Source organism: Terrimonas alba (assembly GCF_042434975.1).
GTDB classification, from domain to species: Bacteria; Bacteroidota; Bacteroidia; order Chitinophagales; family Chitinophagaceae; genus Terrimonas_B; species Terrimonas_B alba.
In genome coordinates this window covers 467342-482698 of sequence record NZ_JBHMQM010000001.1, presented here as the reverse complement: position 1 = coordinate 482698, position 15357 = coordinate 467342, and the positions used below count along the sequence as shown (strand labels likewise).

Genomic DNA, 15357 nt, shown 5'->3' with positions numbered 1-15357 from the left:
CTTTAGTTTTGTCGCATTGCCATAATGAATAAAAATTATTAACGAATGCAGGTCATACTAGGAGTCATCTTTCATTTTATCGGCGGTTTTGCCTCTGGCAGTTTTTATATTCCGTATAAGAAAGTCAAAGGCTGGCATTGGGAGAGTTATTGGATAGTAGGCGGATTATTTTCATGGCTTATCGTTCCTCCAATTGCTGCATGGTTAACCGTACCCGGATTTGCAGATATCATCAGGGGTGAAGAGTTTTCTACGCTTTGCATTACTTATTTGTTTGGTGTGCTTTGGGGAATTGGTGGCCTGACTTACGGACTGGGGGTTCGCTATCTCGGCGTTTCACTGGGCAGTAGTATTATCCTTGGACTTTGTATGGTGTTCGGTGCACTGATACCATCTATTTATTATGATTTTTCACCGGTACAAGGAAAAGATACCTTCAGTATGATGGTAAGTTCCAGTTGGGGGCTGACTGTCCTGGCAGGGCTTCTTGTTTGTATCATTGGAATCATTATTTGCGGAAAAGCAGGCATGATGAAAGAAAAGCAGTTGAATGCCACCGGTACAGATCCGCATGGGGTGGCGATGAAAACGGAGTATAAGTTTGGGCTGGGTATGCTGGTGTCGATTATATCAGGCGTATTGAGTGCCTGTTTCAATTTTGGCCTGGAAGCAGGTCAATCGCTGGCAATGGTGGCCAATGATGCATGGAAAGCCGCTAATCCCGGTGAGGGAGAATTTTTATACCGCAACAATGTTATATACGTTGTATTGTTGTGGGGAGGCCTTACTACCAATTTTATCTGGTGTATGATACTCAATGCCCGCAACAAAACATTTGGTGATTATACCAATAAAAAGACACCGTTACTTTCGAACTACCTGTTTGCTGCCTTAGCCGGCACTACCTGGTTCCTGCAATTTTTCTTTTATGGCATGGGTGAAAGTAAATTGGGCAATGGCCCGAGTTCGTGGATATTGCACATGGCATTTATCATCCTGGTGGCGAATATGTGGGGGTTAGTTTTAAAAGAATGGAAAGGTGTAAATAAGAAAACCATTACAACAATTATTATAGGTATTATCATTATCATACTATCTGTGTTATTGGTCGGTCGTGGTAATAATCTGCATGAAAAATCAAAACAAGAAAAAACTACAACATATGTCAGTGGCGACAACAAAATTTAAACATGTAAGTTACCTGTGGGATAAGGAAAAAGCTGCATCGATGCAGGGAGATGAAGTAGCCTTATTGGTGTATCGTTCCAATTTATTGGGTGCTGATCTTAGGCTCACTAACTATGGTGGCGGTAATACATCCTGTAAGGCAATGGCCAAAGATCCGCTTACGGGTAAAGAAATTGAAGTGATGTGGGTGAAAGGTTCGGGCGGCGACCTGGGCACGATGAAACGAAATGGCCTGGCTGCATTGTATGTAGACCGGTTAAGAGCATTAAAAAATATTTACCGCGGTATTCAATTCGAAGATGAAATGGTTGAGCTTTTCAATCATTGTATTTATGATCTGTCATCTAAGGCTCCGTCAATCGATACGCCCTTGCATGGATTTTTACCCTTTAAACACATAGATCACTTACATCCGGATGCAGCTATTGCTATTGCTGCTGCAAAGGATGGGGAACGTATTACCAAAGAACTATTTGGCGGAACGATCGGCTGGGTAAAATGGCAGAAACCAGGCTTTGATTTAGGATTGCAGTTAAAACAATGCCTGGATGAAAATCCGGGCATCCGCGGAATTATGTTAGGCTCTCATGGCTTATTCACCTGGGGGGACACGGCTTACGAAAGTTATATGAATACATTGGAGGTCATCGAACGTTGTGCGCAATACCTGGAAGACAATTATGGCAAGAAGGGACCGGTCTTTGGTGGGGCAAAAATTGAATCTCTTGTGAAAGAAGAAAGATTAAAAAAAGCTGCTGCATTGGCGTCTGTATTAAGAGGTTTTTGTTCTTCACAAACCAAAATGATCGGTCATTTCACTGATGATGACAGGGTATTACAGTTTATTAATTCGAATGACCTGGAAAGATTAGCGCCGTTAGGTACAAGCTGCCCGGACCATTTCCTTCGCACGAAAATTTCTCCGTTAGTGTTGGAATTGGCGCCAAATGAGAATATATCCGATACCACTGTACTGAAAGAAAGACTTTCTCCTGCATTTGATGCGTATAGAAAAATGTATGCAGAATACTATAATACCTGCAAGCATCCCAATAGTCCTGCTATGCGTGATCCCAACCCCGTTGTGATTTTATATCCCGGTGTAGGCATGTTCACTTTTGCAAAAGACAAACAAACGGCAAGAGTAGCCGCTGAATTTTATATTAATGCGATTAATGTAATGAAAGGGGCCGAGGCAATCTCGGAATATACTTCGCTGCCGCGGCAGGAAGCATTTAATATCGAGTATTGGTTGTTGGAAGAAGCCAAGTTGCAGCGGATGTCGAAACCAAAACCATTGAGTGGCAGAATAGCATTGATAACGGGCAGTGCGGGTGGCATTGGTAAGGCTATTGCTAAAAAGATGGCGGAAGAAGGTGCTTGTGTAGTATTAAATGATATGAATGCTGAAAGACTGGAAGAAGCAAAAGAAGAATTTAGAACAATTTTTGGTAAAGATGCATTTGCAGCTGATGTATTGGATGTGACAAAAACAGAAACAATCGAACAAACTCTTCAAACAGCGACATTGGCTTTTGGCGGTGTTGATATCATTGTAAATAACGCGGGTCTTTCCATATCCAAATCCATCGAAGATCATACAGAGAAAGATTGGGATCTGCTATACGACGTTTTAGTCAAAGGACAATTCCTGGTAACACAGAAGGGAGTAGAGATCATGCGTAAGCAGGGATTCGGTGGTGATGTGTTGAATATTGTAAGTAAAAATGCATTGGTTAGTGGTCCTAACAATGCAGGCTATGGATCAGCTAAATCAGCGCAACTGCATTTGTCAAGATTGAACGCAGCGGAGTTAGGTAAGGATAAGATAAGAGTGAATGTAGTGAACCCTGATGCTGTAATTGCTGGCAGCAATATCTGGAGTGGTGGCTGGGCCGAAGGGCGTGCAAAGGCGTATGGTATTAAAGTGGAGGAGCTGCCTCAATACTATGCAGGACGTACTTTGCTCAATGAAATTATTTTACCCGAGGATATTGCCAATGCCTGCTTTGCATTTGTTGGCGGACTGTTGAATAAGTCAACCGGGAATGTGCTCAATGTAGACGGCGGCGTGGCAGCGGCATTTGTGAGGTAGGAAACCCCACCCGACCTCCCCTAAGGGTGAGGCCACCAACCCACAGCCCTCGCTTTTCAAGAGTCTTATAGTTGTAATGTAGTTTGAACTGAGATGAGCACAACGGACACTTCCCTTCCTCGGAGGGGCGAAATTAGGAGACTAAATGCTGTAGCAAATTGGGGTGGGTTGCCGCTACTTCGATCTCCCTCAGTAGCGAATAGTCCCGATAAAATCGGGAGAAGGGAGCGTTGCAATCCAGATAGGTATCGGGACTCAATCGGAGTTACTAAAGTTGGTATCAAAAGTCAAAAATCAATTATGCGTCGGGTTGCGTTTAAAATGAAACTTTTCAAAGGCTATGAAGCAGAATACAAAAAAAGACACGATGCTTTATGGCCGGAGTTGGCGGCCTTGTTAAAGCAAGCCGGCATCAGCGATTATTCGATATTTCTCGATGATGAAACCAATGATTTGTTTGGTTATCTTACAATAAAAGATGCGGGTCAACTGGAAGAGTTGCCCAAACACCCGGTGATGCAGAAATGGTGGGCCTATATGAAGGATCTCATGGAAACAAACGATGATAACTCACCCGTCAATATCCCATTGAAAGAAGTGTTTTATTTACCATAAAAGATTGCTATGCAAATTGAAAAGTATAAAATACAGGAGTTTAACCAGCCATTGCTGGCAGATCATAAAAGAAAGTTTGAATTCCTGGCTGCAGATATAAAGAATATAGATGCAGTACTCCAAAAATTGATGGACTTTAATGTGGCGATTCCCAGTTGGGCCCTCGGTACTGGTGGCACCCGCTTCGGAAGATTCTCCGGCTCCGGTGAACCCGGCAACCTGGAAGAGAAGATGGAAGATGTGGGATTGTTGCATGCTTTGAATCAATCAAGCGGAGCTATTTCGCTGCATATTCCCTGGGATATCCCCGAAAATTATGCGTCCATCAAGGCGTTAGCGGCGCAATTAGGATTGCGGTTCGATGCTGTTAACTCCAATACATTCCAGGACCAGAAGGACCAGGAACGTAGTTACAAATTTGGTTCATTGCAACACGTTGACAAATCTGTTCGTAAACAAGCTATCGAACACAATATCGAAGTGATCAGGCATGGTGTCGAGTTGGGTTCAGAATCATTGACGGTTTGGCTCAGTGACGGCAGTTGTTTTCCCGGTCAATTAAATTTCAGGAAGGCCTTTCAAAATACGCTGGAGAGCTTGCAGGAAATATATGCTGCGCTGCCGCATAATTGGAAGGTGTTTGTAGAGTATAAAGCGTTTGAACCAAACTTTTATTCCATGACGGTAGGGGATTGGGGGCAGTCATTATTGTATGCAAACAAACTGGGACCAAAAGCTTATACATTAGTCGATCTCGGTCATCATTTACCCAATGCCAATATTGAGCAAATCGTTTCTTTATTATTAATGGAAGGCAAGTTGGCAGGCTTTCACTTTAATGACAGTAAATATGGCGATGATGATCTGACGGTAGGAAGCATAAAACCATACCAGCTCTTTTTAATTTTTAATGAATTGGTAGAAGGTATGGATGCAAAGGGCATGGATCATGCGAAGGATCTTGGATGGATGATCGATGCCAGCCATAATGTGAAAGATCCGCTGGAAGATTTGTTGCAGTCCGTTGAAGCCATCATGCTGGCCTATGCACAGGCCTTGACGGTGGATAGAAAAAGTTTAACTGCGGCACAGGAGAGTAATGACGTGGTAGTAGCGCAGGAAATATTACAAAATACATTTCGGACAGATTTGCGGCCGCTGGTAGCCGAAGCAAGACTGAGAAGCGGTGCCGCCCTTCAGCCATTGCAGTTCTTCCGTGATTTAAAAATAAGAGAGCAGCTGATAAAAGAAAGAGGTACTAAAACAGTTGCAACCGGATTGTGATGAAAAGAACTCCAGCTATAGCCATATTTGATGTTGGCAAAACCAATAAGAAACTGGTTTTGTTTGACGAACAGTACAAACTGATATATGAAGAGAGCAGGCAATTTGAAGAAATAAAAGATGAAGATGGATTTGCCTGTGAAGATGTGGCTGTATTAACCAAATGGGTGAAAGATTCTTTTATTGCATTGTTAGGCGATAAAAGATTTGACATCAGGGCCGTAAATTTTTCTGCTTACGGTGCAAGCTTTGTGTATTTAAATAATGATCTGGAAGTTATTGGTCCATTGTATAATTACCTCAAGCCATATTCCGCTGAACTTCAAAAACAATTTTACAATACTTACGGAACGGAAAGCGCTATTGCACGACAAACTGCTTCGCCTGTATTAGGTAATTTGAACTCGGGGATGCAACTATATCGCCTGAAACATGAAAAGCCCGCTTTCTTTGCACAGATCAGATGGGCTTTGCATTTACCTCAATACCTGAGCCATATTCTTACATCCGGTATACACACTGACATTACAAGCGTCGGTTGTCACACCGCTCTTTGGAACTTTCAATATAAAAGGTATCACCGGTGGGTAAAGGCGGAGGGTATCGAAGATAAGTTTGCGCCAATTTTAGATTGCACAGAGATTGCCGGATATGCAGAACAACGAATTCCGTCCGGGTCAGGATTACACGACAGTTCCGCAGCATTGATACCTTACCTGGCTTCCTTTAACGAACCCTTTATTTTATTGTCAACAGGAACCTGGTGTATTAGTTTAAATCCGTTTAACCATGCACAGCTAACCAACAACGAATTAAACCACGATTGTCTTTGCTATTTATCGTATGAGAGGAAGCCGGTAAAAGCGTCCCGGCTATTCGCAGGCTATGAGCATGAACAACAGGTAAAAAGGTTAGCGGCGCATTTTAATGTAGCTTCCGATTTTTATTCAGGCGTTAAATGCGATACAGAACTGTTGAAAAAATTAAAACCATTGACTCAAAAAGTACAAGGATTGAGTGACAAGGTCATGGTTGGACAATCAGCATTTGCGGGAAGAGATCTTGCCAAATTTTCGAACTACGAGGAAGCATATCATCAACTGATCGCTGATATTATCCAGCAGCAGGTAAAAAGTACGAGCCTTGTGTTGAAGGGAACAACGGTAAAACGAATATTTGTAGATGGCGGGTTCAGCAAAAACCCCATTTATATGTATTTACTCGCAAAAGCTTTTCCGGCGATAGAAGTTTATGCGGCCTCGGTAGCTCAGGCCAGTGCCCTGGGTGCAGCGTTGGCCATTCATCCTCACTGGAACAAAAAGCCTCTGCCTGCGGACATTATCCGGTTGAAATTGTTTTCCGTCAATCAAGCTAAAGTGTCAGGATAAAAGCAGGCGAGAAGTGGACGCCTGGAATAGCAAACAGATTTTTATTATATGTTGATCCTGGAAAAAATAAAGCCGCTATTACGAGCGGCTATTTGATTATTTTGTTGACCCATAAGGATTCGAACCTTAACAGACAGAACCAAAATCTGTAGTGCTACCATTACACCATGGGTCAATCCGATACCAAATTTATTTTGGGAGTGCAAAAATAAGGGTTGACTGGATTCCTGCCAAATGGTTTTTTGATGAAAAAATGAGCTTTTTGTCTGTTTTACACCTGGTTGGCTGAAGCTATTTTCTCCTCTGTGTCTTCTTTTTCTTTAAGCTCCCGAATTTTATCCAAAGCTCCTGCCACCACGTCGCACATGATGGTTACCAGGGTTCCCGGTCTCGCATTGGCATACGCATATTCCAACGCCTCGTTCTCATTCGGAATGACTATGGTGGGGATTTCAGGATTTACTTTATCGAGTCCTTGTTTTAATAAATTAATAATATCATCTGCAGTACGACCCCTTAAGTTTTTGTCGCAGCGGATAATTATTTCATCAAAATACTGCGCTGATATTTCTCCCAGTTCACGGATATCTTCATCCCGTCTGTCACCGGTACCGCTTATTATTCCCACGCGGCTTCTATAGTCCAGCTTACTGATGAAGTCGCACAGGAGCCGAAGGCCATGTGGATTATGAGCGAAGTCAGCGAGGAATGTAAAGTTTTTAAATTGGAAAAAGTTTAACCTTCCCGGGGTTTGCAATGAAGAAGGAACAAAAGTTAATAACCCTTGCCTGATATCCTCAATGGTAATGTCACGATACAAATAAGTGGCCAGCACTGCCGGCAAGACGTTTGCAATATTGTGAATAGCCTTACCCTCAAAAGTGATGGGAATGTCTTTTACATTCGAGACCCTAATTTTCCAGGTGCCTTTCATGATACTGACATAACCGTTCTCATATACGGCCGCAAGCCCACCCGTGGCACAATGTTTTTTAATGCGTGGATTTTTTTCATCCATGCTGAACAATGCAATATTACATTTCAATCCATCTTTCATTTTATAGACAAGGTCGTCATCAGCATTCAATACGGCATAGCCATGCGGAAAAACAGTTTCAGGCACCACTGCTTTTACCTTTGCCATTTGTTCAACCGTATTGATGCCGCCCAGTCCAATATGATCTGCCGCTACGTTTGTGACAATGGCTACATCGCAATGCTGAAAGGCCAATCCTGCTTTTAAAATGCCACCCCTGGCACATTCCAATACCGCAAAATCAACTGTGGGATCCTTTAAAACAAATGACGAACTCACCGGGCCGGTACAGTCGCCTTTCATCATCATCTGGTTTTGGATATATACGCCATCTGATGTGGTGTATCCCACTTTTTTGCCAGCGCTTTTGGCAATATGCGCTGAGAGTCGGGTGGTGGTGGTTTTCCCATTTGTACCTGTTATAGCAATAATGGGTATCCGGCCAATGCTTCCCTTGGGAAAAAGCATGTCCACTACTGGCTCAGCAGCGTTTCTTGGCAATCCTTCCGATGGGTCGATATGCATCCGGAAACCGGGAGCTGCATTCACTTCCAATATTGCTCCACCCGACTCTACAACAGGAGTACGCAAATCTTTCGCCATAATATCAATACCGCAGATATCCAGGCCTATGATACGGGCTATACGTTCAAACATAAATATGTTAGCCGGATGCACTTCATCTGTTACATCAGTCGATGTGCCTCCGGTCGAGAGATTTGCTGTAGGTTTTAATAAAACCAATTCGCCGTGTTTGGGCACTGTTTCCAGGGTGTAACCGGCATCGTCCAGCATCTTTTGGGTAAACTGATCGATGGTGATTTGGGTCAACACTTTTTCATGTCCGTATCCACGCCGCGGATCCTTATTTATTTCATTAATCAGGTATTGTATGGTGTTGATACCATCACCGGTAACAGCGGCAGGAGTGCGAAGGGCCGCACAAATAAATTTGTAGTTGACAACTAACGCCCTGAAATCAAAGCCGGTGATAAATTTTTCAACAATAACATTCCTGCCATATTCTTTGGCTGCTTCAAATGCCTTTTGTGCTTGTTCGCGGTTAACAATATTAGTGGTGTTCCCTTTTCCATGATTACCGTCGATGGGTTTTATGACCAGCGGATATCCTAATCTTTCTATGGCGTCATCCAATCCTGTTTCCGTTCTTATCACAACACCCTTCGGTACGGGCACCTCCGCAGCTTCGAGCAAATTTTTTGTTTCTTCTTTATCGCAGGCAATATCCACCCCAATATTAGAAGTAGTTGAAGCAATGGTAGCTCTTATTCTTTTTTGGTGAACACCATAACCCAACTGAACAAGACTTTGTTTATTGAGACGTATGTAAGGAATGCCCCGTTTGGCTGCTTCTTCAACAATACAGCCGGTAGAAGGGCCCAGACGTGTGTCTTCCCTGATCTCCCGCATGGTCTGTACATCTTCATCGAGACTGTAATCAGTTCCATCAATCAATGCCTGTGCAATCCTTACCGCAGCCTTTGCCGCATACACCCCGGCATCTTCTTCCATATAGTCAAAGATGACATAGTACACGCCTTCTTTTTCGCCGGTGCTTCTTGTGCGGCCAAAACCACAATCCATGCCTGCCAGTGTTTGAATTTCCAGGGCGATGTGTTCAATAACATGGCCCATCCAGGTGCCTTCTTCCACCCGGCTAAAAAAACCTCCGGGTGCACCTTCACTACAGCGATGCTCGTATAAAGAGGGTATTAAATTTTCAAGTCTTTGCCTGAAGCCTCCTATGATATTGGTGGGTCTCTGCTCCAGTTCTTCCAGGTCAAGTTTCATCTGAATCAGTTTGGGCCGGCGAACACTCCAATAGTTAGGGCCCCTCAATACTTTTATCTCCAGTATTTTCATCAGTTTATTTTTTATTATTTTTTGGGCTGATGCCTGTCCCGATTATTGTCGGGAGTACCTTGCAAATAATCATTCCCCTGTGTGCGAACAAAATCATGCCCGGTTTCATCTGTGATTGCTTTTATGGTAAGTTAGTTTTTTTTCTGTTAAGTAGCCAGTGTAATGAAAGCCGGTCAAAAAGATAATTTGTGTGTTGTTATATTGTTCTTCAAGAGAGTTTTTAATTACATTTAGTCAAAACAAGTCGCCATGCCGAACAGCCGCCGGAATTTTCTGCAAAAAGCGGGAGCAATAACCACCAGTGCATTTCTTACTTCTGTTACACAGCCTTTGTGGGCAAAAGATCTGGACCAGGCAATTCAAAATGCCAAAGCTGTGCCAGCTGATAAACTATCTACTGAAGAAGATTTCTGGTATTATATTCAGCAATCTTTCACCCCGGCGAGTGGTCTTATCAATTTGAACAATGGTGGTGTGTCGCCTGCTCCTAAAACAGTGCAGGACGCCATGAAGCGTTACTATGACATGACCAATGAAGCACCCAGTTATTTTATGTGGCGTGTATTGGATCTGGGACGTGAACCATTGAGGAAAAACCTGGCAAGGCTTGCTGGTTGCTGGGCAGAAGAGATTGCGATCAACCGTAATTCATCTGAGGGCCTGGAAACAATCATATTTGGCTTGCAATTAAAAGCCGGGGATGAAGTTGTGGCTTCTAAACAGGATTATCCCAATATGATTAACGCATACAAGCAGCGGGAGAAAAGAGATGGAATAAAAATCAAATGGATAAATCTCGAATTGCCATCAGAAGATGAAAATTATTTGGTGCAACAGTACGTCAATGCTTTTACTTCTAAAACGAAAGTGGTACATATTACACATGTCATCAACTGGAATGGGCAAATATTGCCTGTCCGGAAAATCGCCGATGAAGCGCATAAAAAAGGTATCGATGTGATTGTGGATGGGGCGCACAGTTTTGCGCAGTTTGATTTTAAAATTCCTGATCTCGGAGCTGATTATTTTGCGACAAGCTTGCACAAATGGTTATATGCGCCCATCGGCACAGGTATGCTATATGTAAAAAAAGAAAACATCAAAAAGGTATACCCGTTATTTGCCAGTGGTGAAGACCCATTGCGTGATGATATCCGCAAATTTGAAACGCTTGGAACAAGACCCTTTTTTATTGAGCAGGCAATAGGAGAGGCGATTGTCTTTCACGATATGATAGGTAGTGAGAGAAAAGAGAAACGCCTTCACTACCTGAAAAATTATTGGATGGAAAAATTGAAAGGCATGCCGACAATAAAATTAAACACATCATTACAACCGAAATTTGGTTGCGCTATTGGCAACATTATGGTGGAAGGAAAGAAGCCGGTGGACCTGGAAAAATTTCTATTTGAAAAATATAAGATCCATACAGTAAGTATTGAATGGGAAAATATAAAGGGAGTGAGGATCACTCCCAATGTTTATACTACTACAAAAAATCTTGATGAATTGGTAGAAGGTATTATTGCTTTTTCGAAAAGCTAACTACAATCAATAGTCGGTATCAAACTTCTTCAATCAAACAGGCGCAACAAATTCACTTTTCCACATGTCTGCGTTTATTATCTTTTCATTAAATCGATTTTCTTTTACATTTGTTGCTTACCAAATGAGCTTGAATGGGCCATCCTAAAGGAAAACTAATCGCTGTTGGCGGTGCTGAAGACAAAGGAACAGACCTGGAAACAGGAGAAATTCATCGCAGTAATTTAAATTTTTTTGAATTAGGCATTCTTCGTCGAATCGTAGAGGAAGCCGGAGGTCCCTCATCCCGCATTGAAGTGGTCACCACAGCCTCGATGATACCCTATGAAGTGGGTGAAAATTACCTCAATGCTTTCGGTAAAATAGGTTGTACTAACGTGGACGTAATGCATATTCGTAACCGCCAGGATACGATGAAAGCTGAATATCTTGACCGGATTCGTAGTTGCGATGCGGTAATGTTTAGTGGCGGAAATCAGTTACGCTTAAGTGCCAATAATGGCGGTACCGAGTTCTTGCGAATTATAAAGAGACGTTACCAGGAAGAAAATTTCGTAGTAGCGGGTACCAGTGCCGGTGCCATGGCGATGAGCAATACCATGATTTATGAAGGCAACGCAACCAGGGCTCATTTGAAAGGAGAAGTGAAGATTACAACAGGGCTTGGGTTTATTTCTACCTTAATCATCGATTCACATTTTGAAAAGCGGGGGCGTTTCGGGCGATTAGCCCAGGCTGTAGCGGGTAACCCGGGCTGTATTGGTATCGGATTGGGTGAGGATACCGGAATGCTCATCACAGAAGGGGGTAATAAAATGGAAGCCATTGGTAGCGGATTGGTTGTCATCATCGACGGTCATGAAATTATGCATTCCAATTTCGCAGATATACCGGATGGTAATCCCGTCAGCATTGAAAATATCAAGGTACATTTTTGTGAAAAAGGGAATGGCTACCTGATCAATGAACGAAAATTCTTACCGGAAGCAAGTGAAGGTGCGGTGATCAAGAAACAGGTGAACGTGGAATGATACCCATTAATGTTGAATTAAGCGTTTCAGTAAAGAAGAAATTTCCCGGGGATTGTTGATCGACATTAAATGTGTGCCGCCTTCAATCATAAAATCAGCTTTCACATAGCGAAACGGCAGCAACTTATCAGCCGTGCCATGAATATGTTTTACGTTTGGAGGGATAGTTTTGCCCTTCCAGCTCAGAATGGCGCCAATCGCCCATTTGAGAAAGGCGGGATTTACGTCAGCCAGAATAGCGGCCAGTAGTTGAGTATGTTTTTTATCGTTGACGCCAAATAGCCATTTGAACCGGTAACTAATTCTTATCAAAACCGTCGGTAGCCATTTATACAGGGGCAAATATTTTCCTATACGAAGGTAAAAGGGAAATTCATCTGCCGACTTATTGCTGGCGATAATAATCGCATTTACCCTATCATCAGCTTTGGCCATTTCGGTTGCAAGCATACCGCCAAATGAAACGCCGATAATGCTTGGATGATCATCCGGAATTAGCTTTCGAAGTCTTAGGGCATAACCTTCTAATGATTCGTTAGGTACTGGCTTTATCCAATCAACGAATACTGCCTCACAAAAGGACAGGTCTAATAAAGAAAATGCTCTGCTATCCGCCCCCAGGCCACTTATGAAATATACTTTTTGCATAAAGTAACTGTTATTAAACAGCCTTTACCAGGTAGTAATTTTTCTTTCCCTTTTGAACCAATAAATATTTGTCGTGAAGCAACAACGATTGGCTAATGACCATTTGCACATCTTCAACTTTTTTTCGGTTGATACTAATGCCGCCACTTTGCACCATTTTTCTTGCTTCACCTTTACTTGGAAAAATGCCTGTTTCAGCTAAAAGTGAAACAATATCGATGCCGGTTTCTAATTTTTGTTTGGTAAAATCTGATTTAACAACTCCCTCCATTCCTTCCAAATCTTCGACACTTAAACTTTCAACCGGTGCCGATTGACCCGCAAATAATTTTTGTGTTGTTTCTACTGCCTTTTCATATTCCTCTTTGCCATGCACGAAAATAGTTACCTCCTCAGCCAGGCGTTTTTGCAAAATACGTTTGGCGGCATCTAATTGATGTTCTTCTAAAATAGCCTCAATTTCGCTTTGAGATAAAAAAGTAAAGATCTTAATCCAGTTAGTGGCATCTTCATCACTTGCATTTAACCAAAATTGGTAGAATTGGTACGGTGAAGTACGATTCGGATCCAGCCATACATTTCCACTTTCGGTTTTTCCAAATTTGGTGCCATCTGCTTTTGTAATCAGGGGGCAGGTAAAAGCAAAGGCCTCGCCACCTGCTTTTCGGCGCACCAGTTCAGTGCCGGTAGTGATATTGCCCCATTGGTCGCTACCACCCATCTGTAGTTTGCAGTTTTTATTTTTATACAGCCAGTAAAAATCGTAGCCCTGCATTAACTGATATGCAAATTCTGTATAACTCATACCCACTTCCCCTTCAATCCTTTTTTTAACACTGTCCTTTGCCATCATATAGTTGACGGTAATATGCTTGCCTGTATCCCGCAAAAAATCGATGAAGGAAATATTTTTAAACCAATCATAGTTATTAGCCATTTCAGCAGCATTGGGTTTTGCCGGATCAAAGTCCAGGAATTTTTCCAACTGGCTTTTTACGCCGGCAATATTCCGGGTCAGGGTAGCCTCGTCCAGCAAATTTCTTTCTTCGCTTTTTCCGCTTGGATCACCTACCATACCGGTGGCTCCACCCACCAGTGCAATCGGTTTATGACCTGCTTTTTGAAGGTGAACCAATAAAAGTATGGGTACGAGGCTGCCGATATGTAAGCTTTCAGCGGTAGGGTCAAAGCCGATATAGGCCGTTGTCATTTCTTTATCTAACTGCTCTTCTGTACCGGGCATAATATCACGGATCATCCCTCGCCAGCGTAATTCTTCGATCAGGTTCATTGGTATAAATTCAAATTTTGCGACAAAAGTAAGGCAGAAGATTAAAGCAGCCGGTAAATACAATATTTTTCTAACGCATTCGTTTTCAGTTGTTATGTTTTTTCATTTTGAAACCCATAGGATTTACAAATTGAAAGATTAGTTTTACAGGCGGCTTAGCCCTGTAAAACCGTCCTTATTAATTGCTTATAAGAAAATTAGCCCGAATGAAGTCGCCTCGATTTTGCGTGACCCTATTAGCAACCCTTATCTCTATTGCTGCATCCGCACAGTTTCGTAAATATTCCAACGAGTTTTTAAATATTGGGGCAGGAGCCAGGGGGCTTTCAATGGGTAGTGCTCAAGTTTCTTCTGTCAACGATGGTACCGCTGGTTATTGGAACCCTGCTGGCCTGGTGGGAGTAAAAGAAAACACACAGGTAAACCTGATGCATGCCGAATATTTTGCCGGTATCGGCAAATATGATTTTGCCAGTATTGCGTTCCCTTCTGTCAATAACAAAAGGACATTTGCGATCACAGGATTAAGATTTGCCGTGGATGATATCATGAATACCTTGTTCCTGGTAGAGCCAGATGGATCTATTAATTACAACAATATTCAAGCTTTTTCGTCTGCGGATTATGCCTTCCTTCTATCTTTTGCTCAACGATTAAAAGATACTGAAAAGAAAAAAGTTCAGTTTGGTGTCAATGCAAAAATCATACACCGAAACGTAGGAAAGTTTGCTAAAGCCTGGGGTTTTGGAATTGACGCCGGACTTCAGGTCCAACAGGGGAAATGGCGATTTGGTGTAGTTGGCCGTGATATTACAACTACGTTCAACGCCTGGTCGTTCACTTTTACTGAAAGAGAAAAAGAAGCCCTATATCTTACCAACAATGAAATACCCGTTAAGTCGACGGAAATGACAGCGCCCCGTTTAGTATTAGGCGCAGCCCGGGAATTTCAGTTAAGCAAAAAAACAAGCCTGCTGGCCGAAGCTAATTTGGACCTCACATTTGACGGACAGCGAAATACACTGATCAGCGCCGATCCGGTTAGTGCCGATCCAAAACTTGGATTGGAGCTGAACGTAAATAATGTGTTTTTTCTAAGAGCCGGGATCAATAATTTCCAACGAGCTCTTGCTGACGAAGATACCCTCAACCAGAAAAAAGTTTGGATATATCAACCAAGTGCCGGGGCTGGATTTAAAGTACAAAGTGTGACGATTGATTATGCGTTTGCCAACCTGGCCAACCAATCTAATCCCCTGTTCACTCACGTATTTTCACTGCGGTTTGATATGGTTGATCAAAAAACTAAAAAAAAGAAGAAGAAAAAATAATACCATCTGTACCACCAATAA

At 42.5% G+C, this 15357-nt stretch carries 11 protein-coding genes and 1 tRNA gene; 8 read left to right on the top strand and 4 right to left on the bottom strand.

Annotated elements, in window-relative coordinates; all coding sequences use genetic code 11:
- Window positions 1-45: 45 nt before the first annotated feature.
- The 5 genes from rhaT (at window position 46) to ACFEL9_RS02025 (ending at window position 6570) form a co-directional block, all read left to right on the top strand.
- Complete coding sequence (gene rhaT / locus ACFEL9_RS02045; RefSeq protein ID WP_385885681.1) at window positions 46-1188, top strand: L-rhamnose/proton symporter RhaT; 1143 nt, start codon at window positions 46-48, stop codon at window positions 1186-1188.
- Window positions 1163-3283, top strand: a complete 2121-nt coding sequence (locus ACFEL9_RS02040; RefSeq protein WP_385885679.1) for a bifunctional aldolase/short-chain dehydrogenase — start codon at window positions 1163-1165, stop codon at window positions 3281-3283. The genes rhaT and ACFEL9_RS02040 overlap by 26 nt, the downstream gene beginning before the upstream one ends.
- Before the next feature lie 300 nt (window positions 3284-3583).
- Window positions 3584-3898, top strand: a complete 315-nt coding sequence (gene rhaM / locus ACFEL9_RS02035) for an L-rhamnose mutarotase (RefSeq protein ID WP_385885677.1) — start codon at window positions 3584-3586, stop codon at window positions 3896-3898.
- A gap of 9 nt (window positions 3899-3907) precedes the next feature.
- On the top strand, window positions 3908-5182 hold the full coding sequence (locus tag ACFEL9_RS02030; RefSeq protein WP_385885675.1) for a sugar isomerase: 1275 nt from the start codon (window positions 3908-3910) through the stop codon (window positions 5180-5182).
- Window positions 5182-6570, top strand: coding sequence for an FGGY-family carbohydrate kinase (locus tag ACFEL9_RS02025; protein ID WP_385885673.1), 1389 nt, complete (start codon window positions 5182-5184; stop codon window positions 6568-6570). Before ACFEL9_RS02030 ends, ACFEL9_RS02025 begins: the two co-directional genes overlap by 1 nt.
- Window positions 6571-6674: 104 nt before the next feature.
- Here the strand turns inward: ACFEL9_RS02025 and ACFEL9_RS02020 are convergent.
- Together ACFEL9_RS02020 and cphA are read right to left on the bottom strand one after the other, a co-directional pair.
- A tRNA-Gln gene (locus tag ACFEL9_RS02020) sits at window positions 6675-6745 on the bottom strand.
- A gap of 96 nt (window positions 6746-6841) precedes the next feature.
- Window positions 6842-9490, bottom strand: coding sequence for a cyanophycin synthetase (gene cphA / locus ACFEL9_RS02015; protein ID WP_385885671.1), 2649 nt, complete (start codon window positions 9488-9490; stop codon window positions 6842-6844).
- Between the two features lie 249 nt (window positions 9491-9739).
- Between cphA and ACFEL9_RS02010 the strand changes: the two genes are divergently transcribed.
- Window positions 9740-11035 carry an aminotransferase class V-fold PLP-dependent enzyme gene (locus tag ACFEL9_RS02010; RefSeq protein ID WP_385885669.1) on the top strand — a complete coding sequence of 432 codons (1296 nt, stop codon included), beginning with the start codon at window positions 9740-9742 and terminating at the stop codon, window positions 11033-11035.
- Between the two features lie 134 nt (window positions 11036-11169).
- Complete coding sequence (locus tag ACFEL9_RS02005) at window positions 11170-12066, top strand: cyanophycinase (RefSeq protein ID WP_385885667.1); 897 nt, start codon at window positions 11170-11172, stop codon at window positions 12064-12066.
- Window positions 12067-12072: 6 nt separating this feature from the next.
- On the opposite strand, the gene ACFEL9_RS02000 is transcribed toward ACFEL9_RS02005, so the two are convergent.
- Both ACFEL9_RS02000 and tyrS read right to left on the bottom strand, forming a co-directional pair.
- The gene (locus tag ACFEL9_RS02000; protein ID WP_385885665.1) at window positions 12073-12714 is read right to left on the bottom strand and encodes an alpha/beta hydrolase; all 642 of its coding nucleotides are present in this window, start codon (window positions 12712-12714) and stop codon (window positions 12073-12075) included.
- 13 nt (window positions 12715-12727) lie between these two features.
- Window positions 12728-14005: a tyrosine--tRNA ligase gene (gene tyrS, locus ACFEL9_RS01995; protein ID WP_385885663.1), complete on the bottom strand. Its 1278-nt coding sequence runs from the start codon at window positions 14003-14005 to the stop codon at window positions 12728-12730.
- A gap of 206 nt (window positions 14006-14211) precedes the next feature.
- On the opposite strand from tyrS, the gene ACFEL9_RS01990 reads away from it, so the two are divergent.
- Complete coding sequence (locus ACFEL9_RS01990; protein ID WP_385885661.1) at window positions 14212-15336, top strand: putative type IX sorting system protein PorV2; 1125 nt, start codon at window positions 14212-14214, stop codon at window positions 15334-15336.
- Window positions 15337-15357: the final 21 nt, after the last annotated feature.